At 72.5% G+C, this 20,471-nt stretch carries 21 protein-coding genes; 16 read left to right on the forward strand and 5 right to left on the reverse strand.

The features are described from left to right. Positions 1–555: YceI family protein (locus TOK_RS18340; protein ID WP_098959175.1), on the reverse strand; the 555-nt coding region annotated here is incomplete at its 3' end. A gap of 92 nt (positions 556–647) precedes the next feature. Between TOK_RS18340 and TOK_RS18345 the strand changes: the two genes are divergently transcribed. The 7 genes from TOK_RS18345 (at position 648) to TOK_RS18375 (ending at position 7,155) form a co-directional block, all read left to right on the forward strand. Next, complete coding sequence (locus tag TOK_RS18345) at positions 648–1,193, forward strand: MarR family winged helix-turn-helix transcriptional regulator (protein WP_098959177.1); 546 nt, start codon at positions 648–650, stop codon at positions 1,191–1,193. Between the two features lie 63 nt (positions 1,194–1,256). After that, on the forward strand, positions 1,257–2,666 hold the full coding sequence (gene lpdA / locus TOK_RS18350; RefSeq protein ID WP_098959178.1) for a dihydrolipoyl dehydrogenase: 1,410 nt from the start codon (positions 1,257–1,259) through the stop codon (positions 2,664–2,666). Between the two features lie 243 nt (positions 2,667–2,909). Beyond that, positions 2,910–4,409, forward strand: a complete 1,500-nt coding sequence (gene dop / locus TOK_RS18355) for a depupylase/deamidase Dop (RefSeq protein WP_098959322.1) — start codon at positions 2,910–2,912, stop codon at positions 4,407–4,409. Between the two features lie 211 nt (positions 4,410–4,620). Then, complete coding sequence (locus TOK_RS18360) at positions 4,621–4,818, forward strand: ubiquitin-like protein Pup (RefSeq protein ID WP_098959323.1); 198 nt, start codon at positions 4,621–4,623, stop codon at positions 4,816–4,818. A 216-nt stretch (positions 4,819–5,034) separates the two neighbouring features. Beyond that, positions 5,035–5,895, forward strand: coding sequence for a proteasome subunit beta (prcB, locus tag TOK_RS18365; RefSeq protein WP_098959179.1), 861 nt, complete (start codon positions 5,035–5,037; stop codon positions 5,893–5,895). 51 nt (positions 5,896–5,946) lie between these two features. Continuing rightward, on the forward strand, positions 5,947–6,738 hold the full coding sequence (gene prcA / locus TOK_RS18370; RefSeq protein WP_098959180.1) for a proteasome subunit alpha: 792 nt from the start codon (positions 5,947–5,949) through the stop codon (positions 6,736–6,738). A 54-nt stretch (positions 6,739–6,792) separates the two neighbouring features. Further along, entirely contained in the window at positions 6,793–7,155 is a 363-nt protein-coding gene (locus TOK_RS18375; protein ID WP_098959181.1) for a VOC family protein, read from the forward strand. Between the two features lie 5 nt (positions 7,156–7,160). Here TOK_RS18375 and TOK_RS18380 read toward each other — a convergent pair whose 3' ends face one another. Next, the gene (locus TOK_RS18380; RefSeq protein WP_216362008.1) at positions 7,161–7,541 is read right to left on the reverse strand and encodes a VOC family protein; all 381 of its coding nucleotides are present in this window, start codon (positions 7,539–7,541) and stop codon (positions 7,161–7,163) included. Then, positions 7,538–8,365: a formate dehydrogenase accessory sulfurtransferase FdhD gene (fdhD, locus tag TOK_RS18385; protein WP_098959325.1), complete on the reverse strand. Its 828-nt coding sequence runs from the start codon at positions 8,363–8,365 to the stop codon at positions 7,538–7,540. Before fdhD ends, TOK_RS18380 begins: the two co-directional genes overlap by 4 nt. A gap of 168 nt (positions 8,366–8,533) precedes the next feature. Here fdhD and TOK_RS18390 point away from each other — a divergent pair, with 168 nt between their 5' ends. Genes TOK_RS18390 through TOK_RS18405 form a run of 4 tightly spaced genes read left to right on the forward strand, consistent with a single transcriptional unit; the run spans position 8,534 to position 14,262 of the window. Beyond that, a complete protein-coding gene (locus TOK_RS18390; RefSeq protein ID WP_098959183.1) occupies positions 8,534–9,415 on the forward strand; it encodes a molybdenum cofactor guanylyltransferase in 882 nt (293 codons plus the stop codon). 60 nt (positions 9,416–9,475) lie between these two features. After that, on the forward strand, positions 9,476–11,404 hold the full coding sequence (locus TOK_RS18395) for a molybdopterin oxidoreductase family protein (protein WP_098959185.1): 1,929 nt from the start codon (positions 9,476–9,478) through the stop codon (positions 11,402–11,404). A 9-nt stretch (positions 11,405–11,413) separates the two neighbouring features. Continuing rightward, positions 11,414–13,315 (forward strand): NAD(P)H-dependent oxidoreductase subunit E, encoded by a 1,902-nt coding sequence (locus TOK_RS18400; RefSeq protein ID WP_098959186.1) that lies wholly within the window; start codon positions 11,414–11,416, stop codon positions 13,313–13,315. After that, on the forward strand, positions 13,312–14,262 hold the full coding sequence (locus tag TOK_RS18405; RefSeq protein WP_098959187.1) for a 2Fe-2S iron-sulfur cluster-binding protein: 951 nt from the start codon (positions 13,312–13,314) through the stop codon (positions 14,260–14,262). The genes TOK_RS18400 and TOK_RS18405 overlap by 4 nt, the downstream gene beginning before the upstream one ends. 1 nt (position 14,263) lies before the next feature. On the opposite strand, the gene TOK_RS18410 is transcribed toward TOK_RS18405, so the two are convergent. Further along, positions 14,264–15,844: a bifunctional phosphatase PAP2/diacylglycerol kinase family protein gene (locus tag TOK_RS18410; RefSeq protein WP_098959189.1), complete on the reverse strand. Its 1,581-nt coding sequence runs from the start codon at positions 15,842–15,844 to the stop codon at positions 14,264–14,266. A 42-nt stretch (positions 15,845–15,886) separates the two neighbouring features. On the opposite strand from TOK_RS18410, the gene pafA reads away from it, so the two are divergent. Both pafA and TOK_RS18420 read left to right on the forward strand, forming a co-directional pair. Continuing rightward, positions 15,887–17,248, forward strand: a complete 1,362-nt coding sequence (gene pafA, locus TOK_RS18415; protein WP_098959190.1) for a Pup--protein ligase — start codon at positions 15,887–15,889, stop codon at positions 17,246–17,248. 54 nt (positions 17,249–17,302) lie between these two features. Then, positions 17,303–17,668, forward strand: a complete 366-nt coding sequence (locus TOK_RS18420; RefSeq protein ID WP_098959191.1) for a DUF1304 domain-containing protein — start codon at positions 17,303–17,305, stop codon at positions 17,666–17,668. 18 nt (positions 17,669–17,686) lie between these two features. Here TOK_RS18420 and TOK_RS18425 read toward each other — a convergent pair whose 3' ends face one another. Then, positions 17,687–17,932 (reverse strand): hypothetical protein, encoded by a 246-nt coding sequence (locus TOK_RS18425; RefSeq protein ID WP_098959192.1) that lies wholly within the window; start codon positions 17,930–17,932, stop codon positions 17,687–17,689. A gap of 340 nt (positions 17,933–18,272) precedes the next feature. Here TOK_RS18425 and TOK_RS18430 point away from each other — a divergent pair, with 340 nt between their 5' ends. From TOK_RS18430 to TOK_RS18440, 3 genes are read left to right on the forward strand one after another with little or no spacing between them, the layout of a single operon-like run. After that, complete coding sequence (locus TOK_RS18430) at positions 18,273–19,268, forward strand: YafY family protein (protein WP_098959326.1); 996 nt, start codon at positions 18,273–18,275, stop codon at positions 19,266–19,268. Continuing rightward, positions 19,265–20,257: a YafY family protein gene (locus tag TOK_RS18435; RefSeq protein ID WP_098959194.1), complete on the forward strand. Its 993-nt coding sequence runs from the start codon at positions 19,265–19,267 to the stop codon at positions 20,255–20,257. Before TOK_RS18430 ends, TOK_RS18435 begins: the two co-directional genes overlap by 4 nt. Continuing rightward, on the forward strand, positions 20,254–20,457 hold the full coding sequence (locus TOK_RS18440) for a hypothetical protein (RefSeq protein WP_098959195.1): 204 nt from the start codon (positions 20,254–20,256) through the stop codon (positions 20,455–20,457). Before TOK_RS18435 ends, TOK_RS18440 begins: the two co-directional genes overlap by 4 nt. Positions 20,458–20,471 lie beyond the last annotated feature (14 nt).

The following is a 20,471-nucleotide window of genomic DNA, read 5'->3' on the forward strand; positions in this document are numbered from 1 at the left end:
GGTACGGAGCACGGCCTCGATCTCGAGGGTGATCTGGACCTTCTCGCCGACGACCACGCCGCCGCCGTCGAGCGGCATGGCGATGTCGACGCCGAAGTCGTTGCGGTTGATGGTGATCGTGGCGGTGAAGCCGGCGCGCGTGCCGCCGAAGGCGTCGGGGCCGAAGCCGCCGACCTCGACGTCGAGGGCGACGGGCTTGGTGACGCCCTTGATGGTCAGGTCGCCGTCGACGATGAGGCCGTCGCCGCCTGCGCGGACCGCGGTGGAGCGGAAGGTCCACTGGGGGTGGGCCTCGGTCTCGAAGAAGTCCGCGGAGCGGATGTGCGCGTCGCGCTGTTCCTGGTTGGTGTCGATCGAGTTGGCGTCGATGGTGACGTTGACGCTGGAGGCCTCGAGGGTCTCGCCGGTGGTGATGTCGCCGGAGAAGGTGCCGAAGCGGCCCTTCACCTTGCTGACCATCATGTGACGGACACTGAACGAGACGTCCGAGTGTGCGGCGTCGATGTCCCAGACACCGGCGATGTAGCCGGGAATCTGTGTGGTGGCGGCGGTCATGTTCGTCCTCCGTGAAGATTTGTTTGAGCGCTCATCTGTTGAGAGCTACGCTAGACCTGTTCACTTGACGACTCAACCATCAGGAGGGTGACGTGGAGCACACACGGTGGCTGGACGACGACGAGCAACGGACGTGGCGCGCGTTCCTCGCCGCGACCCGGCTCGTGCTCGACCGGGTCGAACGGCAGATGACGCAGGACTCCGGCATCCCGCAGACCTATTACGAGCTGCTGGTCCGGCTGTCCGAGGCGCCGGACCGGACCCTGCGGATGAGCGCGCTGGCCGACACCGCGCTGTCCTCACGCAGCCGGCTCTCCCACGCGGTCGCCCGGCTGGAGGAAGCGGGCTGGGTCCGGCGCAACGCGTGCCTCACCGACCGGCGCGGGGCGTTCGCCCAGCTCACCGACGAGGGCATGGCCGCACTGGAGGCCGCGGCGCCCGGGCACGTCGAGACGGTGCGCGCCGCCGTGTTCGACCCGCTCACCGCCGCGCAGCAGGCCGCCCTGCGTGACGTCGCCGAGACCCTCGTCGCCGCGCTGGCCGACGGGTCCCACCCGCTCGGTGTCGGAGCCCCGCCCGACTCCTGCACGGGCCCGACGACGAGCGCCGACACGGGCACGGAACCGGCACACACGTGATGTCGCACGCCTCTCGTCACCGCACGACGACCCCCGGCCCGGCGCCGTCCTAGGCTGGAGGTCATGGCAGACACCCACGTCGACGTCCTCGTCCTCGGAGCCGGTCCCGGCGGCTACGTGGCCGCGATCCGCGCCGCCCAGCTGGGGCGCAGCGTCGCGGTCGTGGAGGACAGGTACTGGGGAGGGGTCTGTCTCAACGTCGGCTGCATCCCGTCGAAGGCGCTGCTGCGCAACGCGGAGCTGGCCCACATCTTCGCCCACGAGAAGAAGACGTTCGGCATCTCCGGCGACGCCTCGTTCGACTACGGCAGCGCGTTCGACCGCTCCCGCGTCGTCGCCGACGGCCGCGTCAAGGGCGTGCACTTCCTGATGAAGAAGAACAAGATCGCCGAGATCGACGGCCGGGGCACGTTCACCGACGGCCACACCGTCGAGGTCGCGCTGAACGGCGGTGGCACGCAGACCGTCACGTTCGACGACGTGATCATCGCCGCCGGCACCGAGACCCGCCTGCTCCCGGGCACGTCGCTCTCCGATCGCGTCGTGACCTACGAGGAGCACATCATGACGCGCGACCTGCCGCGCAGCGTGATCATCGCCGGTGCCGGCGCGATCGGGGTCGAGTTCGCCTACGTGATGGCCAACTACGGCGTCGACGTGACGATCGTCGAGTACCTCGACCGGCTGCTCCCGCTCGAGGACGCCGAGGTGTCCAAGGAGCTGGCCAAGCACTACCGCAAGCTCGGCGTGACCGTCCTGACCTCGACGAAGGTCGAGTCGATCGACGACAGCGGCGACCAGGTCACCGTCCGCGTCTCCGACGCCGCGGGGGAGCGTGAGCTCACTGCCGACAAGGTCGTGCAGGCCATCGGGTTCGCGCCGCGCACCGAGGGCTACGGCCTCGACACGCTCGGTGTCGAGCTCACCGAGCGCGGCGCCATCGCCGTCGACGACCACATGCGCACCAACGTCGCCCACGTCTACGCGATCGGCGACGTCACCGCCAAGCTGATGCTGGCCCACGTCGCGGAGGCCCAGGGCGTCGTCGCCGCCGAGACCATCGCGGGTGCCGAGACCGTCGAGCTCGAGTACGTGATGATGCCGCGTGCCACCTTCTGCCAGCCCCAGGTCGCGAGCTTCGGCTACACGGAGGCGCAGGCGCGTGAGCTTGCCGACGAGAAGGGCTGGAAGGTCGTCGTCGCCAAGTTCCCGTTCACCGCGAACGGCAAGGCGCAGGGCCTGGGCGACGCGTCCGGGTTCGTCAAGCTGATCGCCGACGAGACGTACGGCGAGCTGCTGGGCGGGCACCTGATCGGCCCGGAGGTCACGGAGCTGCTGCCCGAGCTGACACTGGCCCAGAAGTGGGACCTCACCTCGCACGAGCTGGCGCGCAACGTGCACGCGCACCCGACGCTGTCGGAGGCGCTCCAGGAGGCGATCCACGGCCTCACCGGCCACATGATCAACTTCTAGGACGCCGGCGCTGCCGTGCCGGAGCGACCGGGCGTACACCTCACCGCGCGGCGCGGCCCCCGATCCGGCGGCCGTCGGCGTCGTAGAGGGCGATCACCTCGGCGGCAGGGTCGGGCACACGCGTGAGTCTCGCACCGGCGGGGTTCCGTCTCACCCCACCCGCCCCGGTCACGACCCGGGATAGGCTCGGGCAATGCATTTCCACGTCGCCGCCGGGGCCGGTTCGTGACCGCCCGCCGCATCATGGGCACCGAGGTCGAGTACGGGATCTCCGTCCCGGGCGACCCGGCCGCCAACCCGGTGATCACCTCCACCCAGGTCGTCCTCGCCTACGCCGCCGCGCAGGAGATCCCGCGGTCACGCCGCGCCCGCTGGGACTACGAGGTGGAGTCCCCGCTGCGTGACGCCCGCGGATTCGACCTGTCGGCGCCGACGCTGGCCCCGCAGTCGGACTCCGAGCTCGACGACCTCGGCGCCGCCAACGTCATCCTCACCAACGGCGCCCGGCTCTACGTCGACCACGCGCACCCCGAGTTCTCCACCCCCGAGGTCACCACCCCGCGCGACATCGTCGTGTGGGACAAGGCGGGGGAACGGATCATGGAGGAGGCCGCGATGCGCGCTGCCACCGTCCCCGGGGCGCCGCGGATCCAGCTGTACAAGAACAACATCGACGGCAAGGGAGCCAGCTACGGCACCCACGAGAACTACCTGATGTCGCGGCAGACGACGTTCCCGTCGATCGTCAGCGGCCTCACGCCGTTCTTCGTGTCGCGCCAGGTCGTGACCGGCTCCGGCCGGGTCGGCATCGGCCCGTCGAGCGACGAGGCGGGTTACCAGCTCTCCCAGCGCGCCGACTACATCGAGGTCGAGGTCGGCCTGGAGACGACGCTCAAGCGCGGCATCATCAACACCCGCGACGAGCCGCACGCCGACGCCGACAAGTACCGCAGGCTGCACGTCATCATCGGCGACGCCAACATGAGCGAGTACTCCACGCTGCTCAAGGTCGGCACCACCGCGCTCGTGCTCGACATGATCGAGAACGGCGTCCGCTTCGACGACCTGCGGCTGGCCGAGCCGGTCAAGTCGGTGCACCGCATCAGCCACGACCCGGGCCTGACGACGACGGTCGAGCTGCTCGACGGCCGCAGGATGACCGGTGTCGACCTGCAGCGCATCTACTTCGACAAGGCCCGCGCGCACGTCGAGAACACGCAGGGGGCCGACGTCGACGCGGCCACCGCCGAGGTCCTGCAGCTGTGGGGCGAGATCCTCGACGACCTGGCCCGCGACCCGATGAGCACCGCCGACCGGCTGGACTGGACGGCGAAGCTGCGGCTGCTCGAGGGCTACCGCGAGCGTGACGGCCTGAACTGGAACGCCGGCCGCCTCGCCCTCGTCGACCTGCAGTACTCCGACGTGCGGATGGGCAAGGGCCTCTACAACCGGCTCGCCACCCGCGGCTCGATCAAGCGCCTGATCAGCGAGGACGACGTCGCGGCGGCGATGCAGTCCCCGCCCGACGACACCCGTGCCTACTTCCGGGGCCGCTGCCTCGAGCGCTACCCGGCCGAGGTGGCCGCGGCGTCGTGGGACTCCGTCATCTTCGACCTGGGCCGGGAGTCGCTGGTGCGGATCCCGACACTGGAGCCGCTGCGCGGTACCCGTCGCCATGTCGGCGAGCTGATCGACGGGTCACGCACCGCCGAGGAGCTCGTCGAGGCGCTCACCCGGGGCTGACCCGTCCCGGACCGGACACCGACCGGCGCCGACCGGCCGGCCAGGACCTGTCCGGACGATGGGACGCGCCGACGACGGCGGTGACGATCACGGGCGTGTCGCGGATCCGGTCGATAGACTGGGGAAACCGGACCCCGGTCCGGCGCCTCCGGATGGCGGCGTCGGGCGGGACCCAGGCCCCGGCTTCGGGGTGATCGAGGAGGAGACGGCCATGTCGCAGGAGCAGACCAAGCGTCAGGGCGGTGGCGGGGGAGACGACGAGGACGGCTCCGGCGCCGAGGCGGCGGGACAGGAACGTCGGGAGAAGCTCGGCGAGGACGTCGACACGATCCTCGACGAGATCGACGACGTCCTGGAGGAGAACGCGGAGGAGTTCGTCCGCGCCTACGTCCAGAAGGGCGGCGAGTAGCCGTCCGCCACGGCCGCGGCCGGCGTGCGCCGGCCCGGTCGTCCGCAGTACCGTGCCGCCCGGTGGGCCGGTCCACGAGACCGGCCGGCCGGGCGGTGTGACGCCGACACCGGGTGTCGCGCGTGGCGTCACCCGCGGCGCGCACGAGACGTCACGACAGGGACCGGGCCGCCCAGGGGCGGACCGGCCGCACGAGGGAGAGGTACGCACCCGACCATGGACCACCGGTCGCCGCTCGACGCACGACAGTCCGGTCTCGACCCGTTCTCGGCTCCCGCGACCGCGTCGTTCACCGACTACGTCGCCGCCACCGCGCCCCACCTGCTGCCGGGCCGGGCGACGGCCGTGCAGGCCGCCGCGCACTCCGCCGCGGGCCTCGACGTCCCGCACGGCACGACGATCGTCGCGCTGGTGTGCGCAGACGGCGTCGTCATCGCCGGTGACCGCCGCGCCACGTCCGGCAACGTCATCGCCCAGCGCGACATCGAGAAGGTGTTCGTCACCGACAGCTACTCCGCGGTCGGCATCGCCGGCTCGGCGGGCATCGCGCTGGAGATGGTGCGGCTGTTCACGGTCGACCTCGAGCACTACGAGAAGATCGAGGGCGTCCCGCTGTCCCTCGACGGCAAGGCCAACAAGCTCGCCGGCATGGTCCGGCAGAACCTCGGCGCCGCGATGCAGGGCTTCGTCGTCGTCCCCCTGTTCGTCGGCTACGACACCGACGCCGCCGACGCCTCCAAGGCCGGCCGCATCGTCACCTACGACCCCACCGGCGGCCGCTACGACGAGTGGCTCGGCTACCACTCCGTCGGCTCCGGCTCGGTGTTCGCGAAGTCGTCGATGAAGAAGCTGCACGACCCGGCCAACGACCTGGCCACGACGGTCCGCACCGCCATCGAGGCGCTCTACGACGCCGCCGACGACGACACCGCGACCGGTGGCCCGGACACGATCCGCCGGATCTACCCGGTCGTCGTGAGCATCACGGCCGAGGGTGCGCTGCGCCGCCCCGAGGACGAGATCGCCGCCGTCGTCGACCGGGTGATCGTGGGCCGCACGGAGAAGCCGGGAGGCTGACGTGTCGTCCCCGACCATCCCGCACGTACTCACGACCCTGGAGCGCTCCCCGTGACGATGCCGTTCTACTCCTCCGTCGACCAGCTCCTGCGGGACCGTTCGGAGCTGGCGCGCAAGGGCATCGCCCGTGGGCGCAGCGTCGTCGTGCTCACCTTCGCCGGCGGCGTGCTGTTCGTGGCGGAGAACCACTCGAAGGCCCTGCACAAGGTCTCGGAGATCTACGACCGCATCGGGTTCGCCGCGGTCGGGCGCTACAACGAGTTCGAGAACCTCCGCACCGGCGGCATCCGCGCCGCCGACGTCCGCGGCTACTCCTACGACCGCCGCGACGTCACCGGCCGCTGGCTCGCCAACGTCTACGCCCAGACCCTCGGCTCGATCTTCATCGACCAGCAGAAGCCGTTCGAGGTCGAGGTGTGTGTCGCCGAGGTCGGGGCGAGCGCCGACGCCGACCAGCTCTACCGCATCACCTACGACGGCTCGATCACCGACGAGCCGAAGTTCGTCGTGATGGGCGGGCAGACCGAGCCGATCAGCGCGAAGCTGGGCGAGACGTTCCAGGAGGGCCAGGAGCTGGCCGACGCGATCGCCGTCGCCGTCGGGGGCCTGCAGGCCGTGGCCACGCCCGGCAACGGTGCGGCCGCCGAGGAGCGGGTCCTCGGTGTGGGTGCGCTGGAGGTCGCCGTCCTCGACCGTGGCCGGCCGCGCCGCTCGTTCCGCCGGATCACGGGCAACGTGCTGCGCGAGCTGCTGCCACCCGCCAACCGCGGGACCCAGGACGACGAGCCCGAGGTCGGTGGCGACGACAACCCGGCCGCGAGCGGCGCCGACCCGCAGGACTGACGTTCCTCCGTGCGCCCTTGACCTGAACCCGGGTCGAGGGCGCACGGTGGTGTCATGGCCGTCGAGCTGAACCACACCATCGTCCATTCCGTCGACGCCGACGCCGAGGCGGGTTTCGTCGCCGAGGTGCTGGGGCTACCGGTGCCGACGCGGTTCGGTCCGTTCACCGTGGTCGAGGTCGCCAACGGGGTGAGCCTCGACTTCATGCGTGACCCCGCGCCGACGCCGCAGCACTACGCGTTCCTGATCAGCGAGCCCGAGTTCGACGAGGTCGCGGCGCGGCTCGCGGGCCGCGACACCTGGGCCGACCCGAGCCACCGCACGCCCGGGCACAACACCCACAACGGCGGGCGCGGCCTGTACTTCGACTCACCGAGCGGGCACAACCTCGAGGTCCTGACGACGCCGTACTCCTGAGACACTCACGAGAGCCGGGGGTAGCGGCGCAGCTCCACACCGTTGCCGTCGGGGTCGCGCAGGTAGATGCCCTCGCCCTGGCCGCGGGCACCGAACAGCGACCGCGGCGGGTCGGCTCCCTGCTCGGCGGCGAGCGCCGCCAGGTCGGTGTCCTCGACGACGAGCGCCATGTGCCCCATGTTCACCCCGTCCCGCTCACCCTGCTGGACGTCGACGATCGTGTCGGCGGAGACCCGCAGCGACACGAACGGCACCTCGCCGCGCCGCCACTGCTCCAGCCGCAGCGGCTGAAGCCCGAGGGTGTCGCGGTACCAGGCGACCAGCCGCTCCGGGTCGGCGGAGACGAGGACGACGTGGTCGAGCGCCGTCACCCTCACCGGCGTCACCGGTCGATCCGCTCGGAGTGGGCGTAGACGTTCATCGTCTCCCCACGCAGGAACCCGACGAGCGTCATCCCGGCCTCCGCGGCCAGCTCCACGGCCAGCGATGACGGCGCCGACACCGCCGTCATCATCGGCACACCCGCCATGACGGCCTTCTGCACCAGCTCGAACGACGCCCGCCCCGACACCATCAGCACGGTGCCCACGGCCGGGATGCGCCCGTCGAGCAGGCAGCGCCCCAACACCTTGTCGACGGCGTTGTGCCGGCCCACGTCCTCGCGGGCGACGATCAGCTCCCCGTCCGCGGTGAACAGTGCCGCGCCGTGCAGGCCGCCGGTGGAGGAGAAGACCTGCTGCGCCTCCCGCAGCGCGTCGGGCAGCGTGATGATCGTGCGGTAGTGCACACGGACCGCATCGGTGGCCGGGGTGAAGCGGGACTTGAGCCTGACCGCGTCCAGGGACGCCTTGCCGCACACCCCGCACGACGACGTCGTGTAGAAGTTTCGCTCCAGCGAGGTGTCGGGCGGCTGCACGCCGGGCGCGAGCGTGACGTCGAGGACGTTGTAGGTGTTGCGGCCCTGGTCGTCGAGGGAGTCGCAGTAGCGGGCGGCGAGCAGGTCCTCGGACGAGCCGATCACGCCCTCGGTGAGCAGGAAGCCGTGTGCGAGCTCGACGTCGTTGCCCGGTGTGCGCATCGTGACCGACAGCGGCTTGCCGTCGACACGGATCTCCAGGGGCTCCTCGGCCGCGAGCGCGTCGGGGCGGCGGCGCTCCTGACCGTCGGGACCCAGCCGCAACACCGGTCGCCGCACCGTGACCCGGCCCATGACCACCCCCGTCCGCCGCCCGCACGGGCGGCGAGCTCCAGGGTAGGCCGACCACCGGGGCGGGCGGCCGCGTGGCGGCTCCTCGTCGGCCGCCGCGGCTGCCACCGGTGTCGTCGACGTCGCGGCGCGCCTCGGGCACCGCGCCACGGCTCGCTAGCATCGCGCCCCATGAGGAGCGGGGTGTCGGGGACCGCGCGGACCGCGGGGATCGTCGCGGCCGGGGGCCGGTCGTCGCGGATGGGGACGTCGAAGGCAGCACTGGACTGGTTCGGGACACCGTTGCTGGCCCGGGTGGCCGCGTTGGTGGGCCGGGGTGTGGACGGGCCCGTCGTCGTCGTGCGCGCCCCGGGGCAGCTGCTGCCGCCGCTGCCGGCGCGGGTCGAGGTCGTCGACGACCCCGTCGAAGGGCGGGGACCGCTGCAGGCCGTCGCGATCGGGCTCGCCGCCGTCGCCGACCGGGCCGACACCGCGTTCGTCACGGCCACCGACCTGCCGCTGCTGCACCCCGCGTACGTCCGCCGCGTCCTGCAGCTGCTGGACTCCGCGGACGACGAGGGCCGGGCCGACGTCGTGGTCCCACAGGTCCACGGACACCCGCAGCCGCTCGCGGCCGCCTACCGGACCTCCCTCGCGCCGCTGGTCACGCGCCTGGTCGGCGGCGGTGTGCGGCGCCCGCCGGACCTGTTCGCGCAGGTCCGCGTCGTGCGGCCCGACGAGGCGACGCTGCTGACCGGGACGCTCGCCCGGGTCGACCCCGCGCTGGACTCGCTGCTCAACGTCAACACCCCCGACGAACTGGCCGCGGTGCTCGCCCGCCCCGCACCGCGCATCACCGTGGCGGAGGGCCCGCCCGTGCACGCCCGCACCCTCGGCGAGGCCACCGCGCTGCTCGCCGCCCGGCACGGCCCGGCGGCCCGCGTCGTGCTCGCCGGGGCCGTCGACGTCACCGACCCCACCACCCCGCTCGTGCCCGGCGACGTCCTCGCGGTGCGGGTCACCGCGGGCCCCGCCGGGGTGGTCGCCGGGCACTCCGCGTCGCGCCGGACCTGACGGGGCGCCTCGACCGGCCTATCGTGGACGTCGTCAGCGCAGACGACTCGTGGAGGACACATGCCCCGCCGTCCCCGGCACGTGAGGATCACCGAGCCCCTCGTCCGCGACAACGGCGTGCTCCGGCCCGCCTCGTGGGACGAGGCCCTCGACCGGGCGGCCGCCGGGTTCCGCGGCCGCACGCCCGACGAGTTCGGCATGTTCAGCTGCTCCAAGGCCACGAACGAGATGAACTACACCGCGCAGAAGTTCGCCCGGGTGGTGATGGGGAGCAACAACGTCGACTCCTGCAACAGGACTTGACACGCTCCCAGCGTCGTCGGTCTGACGGCAGTGTTCGGTGCCGGCGGCGGCACCTCCGCCTATGTCGAGGCGGAAGACGCCGACCTGTTGATCCTGTGGGGCTCCAACGCGCGGGAGACCCACCCGATCTTCTTCCACCACGTCCTGCAGGGGCTCCGTAAGGGCACCCGCATGTACTCCGTCGACCCGCGGCGCACCTCCACCGCCCGCTGGGCCGACGGCTGGCTCGGCCTCGACGTCGGCACCGACATCGCGCTGGCCAACGCCATCGCCCGCGAGATCATCCACGCCGACCTCGTCAACCACGCGTTCGTCGACCGGGCCACAACGGGTTTCGACGACTACGCCCGCTCGGTCGAGCCGTACACGCTGGAGCGGGCGTCACAGATCACCGGTGTCGACGCCGTCCTGATCCGCGACCTGGCGCACGCCTACGCCCGCGCCGACCGCGCCCAGATCTGCTGGACGCTGGGCATCACCGAGCACCACAACGCCGCCGACTACGTGTTCGCGCTGATCAACCTGGCGCTGCTGACCGGACACGTCGGCCGCTACGGGTCGGGCCTGGTGCCGCTGCGCGGGCAGAACAACGTGCAGGGCGGCGGCGACATGGGCTCCATCCCCGCCAAGCTGCCCGGCGGCTACGACCTCGGCGACGACGAGGCCCGCGCCCGGTTCGAGACGGTGTGGGGCGCGCCGATCACACCGGAGCCGGGCATGCACCTGTCGCAGATGTTCGAGGCGATGGAGGCCGGCACGCTGAAGACGCTGTACTGCATCGGGGAGAACCCGGCGGAGTCCGAGGCCAACGCCACCCACGCCCGGCACCTGCTCGAAGGCCTCGACCACCTGGTGGTGCAGGACATCTTCCGCACCGCGACCGCCGACCTCGCCGACGTCGTCCTGCCCGCGGCGGCGGACTGGTGCGAGTACGAGGGGACCGTCACCAACAGCGAGCGGCGGGTCCAGCGGGTCCGCAAGGCCATCGACCCGCCCGGCCAGGCCCGGCCCGACACCCACATCATCTGCGCCGTTGCCGACCGGCTCGGGCATGACTGGGGCAGCCCGACCGCCGAGCAGGTGTGGGACGAGCTGCGGTCGCTGTCGCTGAACTGGCACCAGGGCATGACCTACGCCCGGCTGGAGGAGCACGGTGGCATCCAGTGGCCGTGCCCGACACTCGACCATCCGGGCACACCGCTGATGCACGCCCGGCTGTGGGCCGACGACCCCGCCGAGATCGGCACCCCCGCGCCGTTCACACCGGTCGAGCACGTGCCACCGGTCGACGTGCTGACCGAGGACTACCCGATCCGGCTCACGACGGTCCGCCTCCTCGACGCCTACAACTCCGGCGTGCAGACCGGCGGGTACTCCTCGCCGATGCGCCGCCGGGAGGCACTGCGGATGGACCGCGACGACGCACAGCGACTCGGCATCACCGACGGCGAGAAGGTGCGCGTGGTGTCGCGTCGTGGTTCCGTCGTGGCCCCCGTCGCGCTGGACCCGTCGCTGCGGCCCGGGCTGGCGTCGTTCACCCCGCACTTCTCCGAGGAGGTCGACACGAACGTGCTGACCAACGACGCCTGGGACCCGAAGTCGGGCACCTCGGAGTTCAAGGCGACCGCGATCCGGATCGAGAAGCTCGCCGACGACGTGTCCCGGCTGCCGGCGGCCGGGCACTAGAGGAGGCACGTGGACCTGCGACTGTCGGGCGCCGAGGCGACCGCTGAGGAACGGGCTGCCGTCGACGCCCTGCTGGACCCGCTGCTGGGTCCACGCGAAGCCGACGACCGCGCCGGGCCCGACTCGGGCCACGAGGCCCGCGGCCACCGGCACCTGCTGCTGCCCGCCCTGCATGCGGTGTCCGACGCGGTCGGGACACTGACCGAGGGCGCGCTCAACCACGTCGCCACCCGGCTGTCGGTGCCGCCTGCCGACGCCTACGGCGTCGCGACCTTCTACGCGATGTTCACCGTCGAGCCGCGGGCGCCGCGGGTCGTGCACGTGTGCGACGACGTCGCCTGCGGTGCCGCCGGTGGGGAGGCGCTGGCCGGGCGGCTCACCGCCGAGCTGGGCCCCGAGGGAACGGGAGCGGACGCCTGCTGGGTCCGCAGCCCGTGCCTGGGACTGTGCGAGCGGGCGCCGGCGGTGATGTTCCAGCTGGCGGGGGAGCCCGACTTCAGCCACGCCCCGGCCGTTCCCGACGACGTCGTGGCCGCGGCCCGGGCGAGCAGCGTCGTGGCCGGGGCAGCGACCGCGGTCGAGGCCGACGCCGCCTTCGCCGATCCCGGCGTCAGCGTCCCCCAGACACGCGCCCCACGCGGGGAACGGCTGCGACTGCTGCGGCGCATCGGGACCGTCGACCCCGAGAGCCTCGACGACTACCGCGCCCACGGCGGCTACGACGCCCTGCGGCGCGCCGTCGACCTCGGCGCGACCCGGGTCATCGCCGAGCTCAAGGACTCCTCCCTCACCGGACGCGGCGGCGCCGCGTTCCCCACCGGCGTGAAATGGGACGGCGTCGCCGCCGCCCCGGCCCGGCCGCACTACCTCGTGTGCAACGCCGACGAGTCCGAGCCCGGCACCTTCAAGGACCGGGTGCTCATGGAACACGACCCGTTCGGGCTGGTCGAGGCCATGACGATCGCCGGCTGGGTCACCGGCTGCGAACGCGGCTACCTCTACGTCCGCGGCGAGTACCCCCTCGCCACCCGGCGTCTCGCCGGCGCGATCGAGGAGGCGCGGCGCCGCGGCTACCTCGGCGACGACGTGATGGGCGAGGGCTTCACGTTCGACATCGAGCTGCGCCGCGGCGCGGGTGCCTACATCTGCGGCGAGGAGACCGCGCTGCTCAACTCCATCGAGGGGTTCCGCGGCGAGCCGCGCAACAAGCCCCCCTTCCCGAGCGTCTCGGGCCTGTTCGGCAAGCCCACCGTCATCAACAACGTCGAGACGCTCTACAACGTGCTGCAGGTCCTCGACGTCGGCGGGCCCGCGTTCGCCTCCATCGGCGGTGAGCGGTCCACCGGCACCAAGCTGTTCTGCGTCTCCGGCGCGGTCGCCGTCCCCGGCGTCTACGAGGTCGACTTCGGCACCACCCTGCGCGAGCTGCTCACCCTCGCGGGCGGCCTGCGCGGCGAGCTGCGCACGATCCTGCTCGGCGGCGCGGCGGGCGGGTTCGTCATGCCCGACCAGCTCGACGTCGTCCTCACCCTGGAGGGCGCCCGCGAGATCGGCGCAACGCTCGGCTCCGGCGTAGTCCTCGCCTTCGACACCGACGCCGACCTCACCGCGATCCTGCGCCGCATCGCCGCGTTCTTCCGCGACGAGTCGTGCGGGCAGTGCGTCCCGTGCCGGGTCGGGACCGTCCGCCAGGAGGAGGCGCTGGCCCGGCTGGAGCGAGGCGCCCCGCTCGGGTCGCGGGACACCGAGCTGGCCCTGCTCGACGACCTCGCCCGCGTCATGCGCGACGCGTCGATCTGCGGTCTCGGGCAGACCGCGCCCGCCGCGCTGCAGTCGGCGCTGTCGCTGAACCTGCTGTCCACGCCGCCGGACCCGTCCACCAACGGCCACAGGAAGGTCACCACCACATGACGACCACGCCGGTGATGCTCGGGGACATCAAGCGGGTCGTGACGGTGACCGTCGACGGCCGCGAGGTCCGCGTCCCCGAGGGCTCGACGATCCTGCAGGCTCTGCACGCGGAGGGGACACCGCAGCAGGCCGACACCCCGACCCTGTGCTGGGCGCCCAACCTGGACCCGATCAACGCGTGCCGGGCCTGCGTCGTCGAGGTCGAGGGCTCCCGGGTGCTCGTGCCGTCGTGCGCCCGCAAGGTCGAGGACGACATGGAGGTGCGCACCGACACCGACAAGGTGCGGCACTCCCGGCGGATGGTGCTGGAGCTGCTGGCGTCGTCGGTCGACATGAGCCAGGCCAGTGCCGACGTCGCCCGCTGGATGTCGGAGTACGGCGTCGACGCCGACCGCTACGGCCCGCCCGCGCCGCCCGCGCAGGCGGGGGAGCGCGACCGTCGCCACGCCGGGCACCACCACGCCCCGGACGGGTCGCACGCCGAGACCGTCGCCCAGCCCGTGAAGATCGACAACGATCTCTACGTGCGCGACTACTCCCGCTGCATCCTCTGCTACAAGTGCGTGAACGCCTGTGGGACCGACGCCCAGTTCACCTTCGCCATCGCCGCGGCCGGCCGTGGGTTCGACGCCCGCATCGCCACCGAGTTCGACGCGGAGCTGCCCGACTCGGCCTGTGTCTACTGCGGCAACTGCATCGGGGTGTGCCCGACGGGCGCGCTGAAGTCGGTCCGCGAGCACGACCTGCGCGCCGGCGACGACTGGCACCCCGAGGAGGAGACCGTCACGACGACGGTGTGCTCGTTCTGCGGCGTCGGCTGCAACCTCGAGCTGCACGTGCAGCAGGGCTCCATCGTCAACGTCACCTCACCCGCCGACCACTCCGTCACCCACGGGCACCTGTGTGTGAAGGGGCGCTTCGGGTTCCAGCACGTGCAGAACCTGTGAGCTAGCCCAGGAACGGCCGGTCCCGGCCCGACCAGCGTTCCTCGTCACGGCGGTAGACCGGGATCGGCTTCTCGGCGACGCGGAACGTGTACCGCCCGGCCTCCTCGACGACCTCGCCGTCGGTGGCCAGCGACCCGGGCTCGCGCAGCTCGACGTCGAGATGGTCGACCTCGCGCTGCTCGTAGACCTTACTGTGCCCCAACGCCCCCAGCATCAGCGCCACGAACGCCCGCACCCGGGAGAACCGGATGTCGGCCCGGATCCAGCGGACGTCGAGCAGACCGGAGTCCAGGGTCGGCCGCCACGCCGGCACCATGCCGCGCGGATGGTAGGGACCGTTGCCGACGAACAGGAACCAGACCGTGTACCAGCGGTCCCCGATCTTCACCTCGACCCGCTCGGAGCGGTGCAGCACGGTCACCAGCGCCGCGACGAACGCCGGCCACTTGCCCCACCGGGGCTGCCACTTCTCCCGCAGCCGCACCAGGTCCGGGTACGAGCCGATGCTGGAGGTGTTGAGGAAGTACCAGGTCCGGGTGACGTCGTCGTCGACCGGGTCGTCGCCGACACCGGGATGGGCCTCGACCAGCGCGAGGTCGACCGCGACGGCCTCGCCCGCCTGCGAGGCGTCGACGGCCTCCTGCAGGTCGTAGACGCCGACGTCACGGGCGAAGTGGTTGAGCGTCCCCGCCGGGACGAGGACGAGGGGCAGCCCGCGCCGGTTCGCAACGGCCGCGACCGCGCCGACGGTCCCGTCGCCACCCGCGACACCGACCGCGCGGACCCAGCCGTCGGCCTGTGCGAGCGCCGCCTCCAGCTGCTCTCCGACGTCGACGCCCTTCTCCGTGCGCAGCACCTGGGCCTGCGGCAGGGCGGCCTCGATGTCGTCGCCCGGGTCGACACCCTGCTCCCCGGAGGTCGGGTTGACGATCATCACCAGGCCCTCGCCGCCGGGCAGCGGGTCGACGCTGTCGACCGGTCGGGCCCGTGCCTCGTCGGTGCCCCGCACCGGCCACCAGCGCCGCGTGAGCAGCGCGACTCCCGACCCGACGGCCGCACCGGCCAGGACGTCGGACGTCCAGTGCACGCCCACGTGGATCCGCGAGTAGGCCACGGCCGCGGCCAGCGGGGCCACGACGAGGCCGCGCCTGGGGCTCTCCATCGCCACCGCCGTGGCGAACGCCAGCGCCGACGCCGCATGCCCCGACGGGAACGACGACGACGTGGGCGGGTCGTCGATGGTCTGGTAGGCGGGCAACTCACTCGCCGCGGGCCGACGCCGCGGCAGCAACGGCTTGAGCAGACCGTTCGCGGTCGCGCTGGCCAGCCCGATCGCCAGCACCCCGCGGGAGGACGCCTTGCGTCCGGCGCCCTTGCGCGCCCCGAGGACCGCGGCCACCGCGAACCACAGCAGCCCGTGGTTCGCCGCGGGCGACAGCGTCTTCATCGCGGTGTCCAGCGCACCCGGCGGCCGCGCGGCGATCCGGCGCGATATCTCACGGTCCCACACGTCGACCCGCCGCAGCGGCCGAGTACCGGCGACCTTCACCCGCGGGTCGACGCGCCGCAACCTGTCCCACACAGACGTGACCCTAGAGGCGCTTCTCCGCTTACGCTGAAGGGCATGCAGCGTCGGATCTACGGTGTCGAGACCGAGTTCGGGGTCACGTGCACCTTCCACGGCCAGCGGCGGCTGTCCCCGGACGAGGTGGCCCGCTACCTGTTCCGGCGTGTCGTGTCATGGGGAAGATCGTCGAACGTCTTCCTCCGGAACGGGGCGCGCCTCTACCTCGACGTCGGATCCCACCCCGAGTACGCCACCGCCGAGTGCGACTCGCTCACCCAGCTCGTCGCCCACGACAAGGCAGGTGAACGCATCCTCGAGGACCTCCTCGTCGACGCCGAACGCCGGCTCGTCGACGAGGGCATCGGCGGGGACATCTACCTGTTCAAGAACAACACCGACTCCGCGGGCAACTCCTACGGCTGCCACGAGAACTACCTCGTCGCGCGGCAGGGCGAGTTCTCCCGCATCGCCGACGTGCTCCTGCCGTTCCTGGTGACGCGCCAGCTCATCTGCGGCGCGGGCAAGGTGCTGCAGACCCCGCGCGGGGCGGTGTACTGCCTCTCGCAGCGCGCCGAGCACATCTGGGAGGGCGTCTCCAGCGCCACCACCCGCTCGCGGCCCATCATCAACACCCGCGACGAGCCGCACGCCGACGCCGAGCGCTATCGCCGCCTGCACGTCATCGTCGGCGACTCGAACATGTCCGAGGTCACCACCCTGCTCAAGGTGGGCTCGGCGACGCTGGTGCTGGAGATGATCGAGGCGGGCGTCCAGTTCCGCGACTTCACCCTCGACAACCCGATCCGTGCCATCCGCGAGATCAGCCACGACCTCACCGGGCGGCGCACCGTCCGCCTCGCCGGCGGCCGCGAGGCCAGCGCGCTGGACATCCAGCGTGAGTACCACTCCCGCGCCGTCGAGCACATGCGCACCCGCGAGGGCGACGACAAGGCGATGGAGCGGGTCGTCGAGCTGTGGGGGAGGGTGCTCGACGCCGTCGAGTCCCAGAACCTCTCGCTCATCGACCGCGAGATCGACTGGGCCATCAAGCACCGGCTCGTCGAGCGCTACCAGGAGCGCAACAGCCTCGACCTCGCCCACGCCCGCATCGCCCAGCTCGACCTCGCCTACCACGACATCCGGCGCGGCCGCGGCCTGTTCGACCTGTTGCAGCGCAAGGGGATGGTCGACCGGGTCACCGACGACGGCGAGATCGAGGCCGCCAAGGACACCCCACCGCAGACGACGCGGGCCAAGCTCCGGGGTGACTTCATCGCCGCCGCCCAGGCCGCCGGGCGCGACTTCACCGTCGACTGGGTGCACCTCAAGCTCAACGACCAGGCGCAGCGCACCGTGCTGTGCAAGGACCCGTTCCGGGCCGTCGACGAACGCGTCGACCGGCTGATCGCGTCCCTGTAGGGGCTTCGGCGCACCGACGGCGGGCACCCCGACGGTCACCGGCATGATCTGCCGATGGTCGTCGAGGTCCTCGCCGTTGTCGTCGTCGCGCTGGTCGCGCTCCTGCACCTGTACATCCTGGTGCTGGAGATGTTCCTGTGGCGCACCCCGCGCGCCCGGGCCGCGTTCGGCACCACGCCCGAGTTCGCCGAGGCCACCGCGACGCTCGCGGCCAACCAGGGGCTCTACAACGGGTTCCTCGCGGCCGGGCTGATCTGGTCGCTCATCGCGGGCGGCGACCTCGGGCACGCCGTCGCGCTGTTCTTCATGGCATGCGTGCTCGCCGCCGGGATCTACGGCGGGCTGACCGCGTCGCGGCGCATCCTGTTCGTGCAGGCCGCACCCGCGGCGGTCGGGATCGTGCTGCTGCTGCCGGCCTGACCGCCGCGGTGGGCGCGGCTACTCGACGCCGGGCATCATCCTCTTCCGCAGGTCGGCCAGCATGTCCTGCACCGGCGCCGCCGCCGGCCCCGCGCTGTCGGGCGCCGATCCGATACCCATCGACGTCAGCAGCTCCGACGCCGCCTTCGCCGGGTCACCGTGCTCGCCCAGGACCGGGTGCAGGCCCAGGTCGGCGAGGTGGTGGAACACCAGGTTCACGACGCTCCACGGGTTGAAGGTCTCCTGGTCGTCCGCCTCGCTCATGTTCGTGCCTCCGTGAAGTCGTGCCGTGGCGGAAGTCGTGCCGTGCCGCGGGTCACACGGACCCTTTCCCCGCGGACGGCGGCCGTCAAGGCACCCGGGCGTCGCAACATGAGACACCCGGGCCCGCCACCGGTCCGACGTCGCCCGGTCGGACGTCGCCGAGTGCACCCTCACGGTCGCCACGGCACCCCGTCACGGGGCCGTCGGACAGCTGCGAGGTCATGCCAGGGAGCGACGACTTCCCTGTGCCGCATACCCGCCGGGGCGGTTCGTGGATGCGGATGTGACCGTTCCCGCACGTCGCGGCACCGGCCCGGACCGGCGGCCGTACGATGCCGACGTGTCCGCCGCACGTGCAGAGCGACTGGTCAACCTGGTCCTCTGCCTGCTCTCGACCCGGCAGTACCTGTCGGCCGAACGCATCCGCGACACCGTGCCCGGCTACGCCGACGCCCCCAGCGACGAGGCGTTCTTCCGGATGTTCGAGCGCGACAAGACGGAGCTGCGCGAGCTCGGCATCCCACTGGAGACCGGGCGGCGTTCCACGTTCGACACCGCCGACGGCTACCGGATCGCCCGCCAGGACTACGAGCTCGGCGAGATCGACCTCGACACCGAGGAAGCCGCCGCCGTCGCGCTGGCCGCCCGGCTCTGGGACTCCCCGGAGCTCTCCGGCGCCGCGCACGGGGCCCTGGTCAAGCTGCGGGCCGCGGGGATCGACGTCGACGAGTCCGGCGGTCCTGTGCAGCCGAGGGTGCGCGCCACCGACCCCGCGTTCGCCCCGCTCATGGCCGCCGTCCAGGCAGGGCGCGCCGTCACGTTCGACCACCGCCGCGGCGGCCCCACCGGTGAGGTCGTGCGCCGCACCGTCGAACCCTGGGGGATCGTGTCCTGGCGCGGCCGCTGGTACCTCGTCGGGCACGACCGCAGCCGCGACGCCGTCCGCTCCTTCCGCATCTCCCGCATCCTCGAGCCCGTCACCCCGATCGGCCCGGCCGGCGCGGTCACCGTCCCCGACGGTGTCGACCTGCTGGCCCGGGTCAAGGCCGGGTTCGACCACGGCCCCGCCACCGGGACCGCCCGCATCTGGATCCCGTCCGGGCACGCGCACGGCCTGCGCCGCCTCGGCCACGTCGTGGCCACCCGCGAGCACGACGGACGGGCGGGGGAGGAGCTCGAGCTGGAGCTGCGCAGCGTCGACATCGTCGCCCGCTGGCTCGCCGGGCACGGCCCCGACGTCGTCGTCCTCGACCCGCCCGAGCTGGCCGCCGCGGTCCGCGACCGGTGGAAGGCCGCCGCCGCCGTGCACGAGACGCCCGAGTCGGCGCGGACATGAGCGGGATCGCCGAACGCCTGCCACGGCTGTTGTCGCTGGTCCCGTACCTGCTGGCCCGGCCGGGGGTGCGGATCGCCGAGGCCGCCGCCGACTTCGGCACCACCGAGCGCCAGCTGCGCCGCGACCTCGAACTGCTCTGGATGTGCGGGCTGCCCGGGTACGGCCCGGGCGACCTGGTCGACCTCTCGTTCGCAGGCGACACCGTCACCGTCACCGAGGACGCCGGGATGCGCCGCCCGGTGCGGCTCACCACGGCGGAGGCCACCGCCCTGCTCGTCGCGCTGCGGTCGTTGGGCGACGTGCCCGGGATCGTCGACACCGCCGCGGTCCGGCGCGCCACCCTCAAGATCGAGAAGGCGGTCGGCGACGCCGGCCTCACCGGCGTCGCCGTCGAGCTCTCCCCGGAGGAGCAGGCCACCAGCGCCGCGGTGCGCGGCGCCCTCGAACGCGGCCACGCCCTGCGGATCACCTACTACACGGCGGGACGCGACGCGGTGTCACGCCGGACGATCGACCCGATGCGGCTGCTGCTCGTCGAGGGTCGTGGCTACCTCGAGGCGTGGTGTCGCAGCGCCGAGGGTGTGCGGATGTTCCGGCTCGACCGCGTCGAGGACGTCGAGGAGCTCGACGTACCCGCCGCCCCACCACCCGGCGCCGAACCCACCGACGTCTCCGACGGGGTGTTCACCGCCCGCGACGACCACCGCACCGCCGTGCTCGAGCTGCAGCCCGAGGCCCGCTGGCTCGCCGAGTACTACCCGGTCGAGGAGGTCGTCGAGGACCCCTCGGGCGACGGCCGGGCCACCGTCAGCCTGCGCTACGCCGACCCGGGCTGGCTGGTGCGGCTCGTCCTCGGCCTCGGCGGCGGAGCCCGGGTCGTGGAACCGCCCGAGCTCGGCGACGCCGTCGCCGCCCGGGCCGCCGCTGCCCTCGCCACCGCCGATGTCCCCGTGGCTCCCGCACACCGCTCCGCCGGAAGGACTCCATGAACCCCGCCTACTGGGTCGCCGTCGCGCTTGCCGGCGTCGGCCTGTTGACGATGGTCGTGCTCGCACTCTCCCTCGGCGCCCGGCTGCGCCGCCTCGCCCGCGACGCCGGGTCCCTGCGCACCGGCATCGCCGCGGCCACCGGGCCGATCATCGCCGCAGTGCAGGCCACCCGGTCGCGCCCGGGGACGCCGAACCGCTGACCGGCGACGTCGGG

Origin of the sequence: Pseudonocardia sp. N23, from assembly GCF_002583555.1 — a bacterium.
In the GTDB taxonomy this organism is placed as follows: domain Bacteria; phylum Actinomycetota; class Actinomycetes; order Mycobacteriales; family Pseudonocardiaceae; genus Pseudonocardia.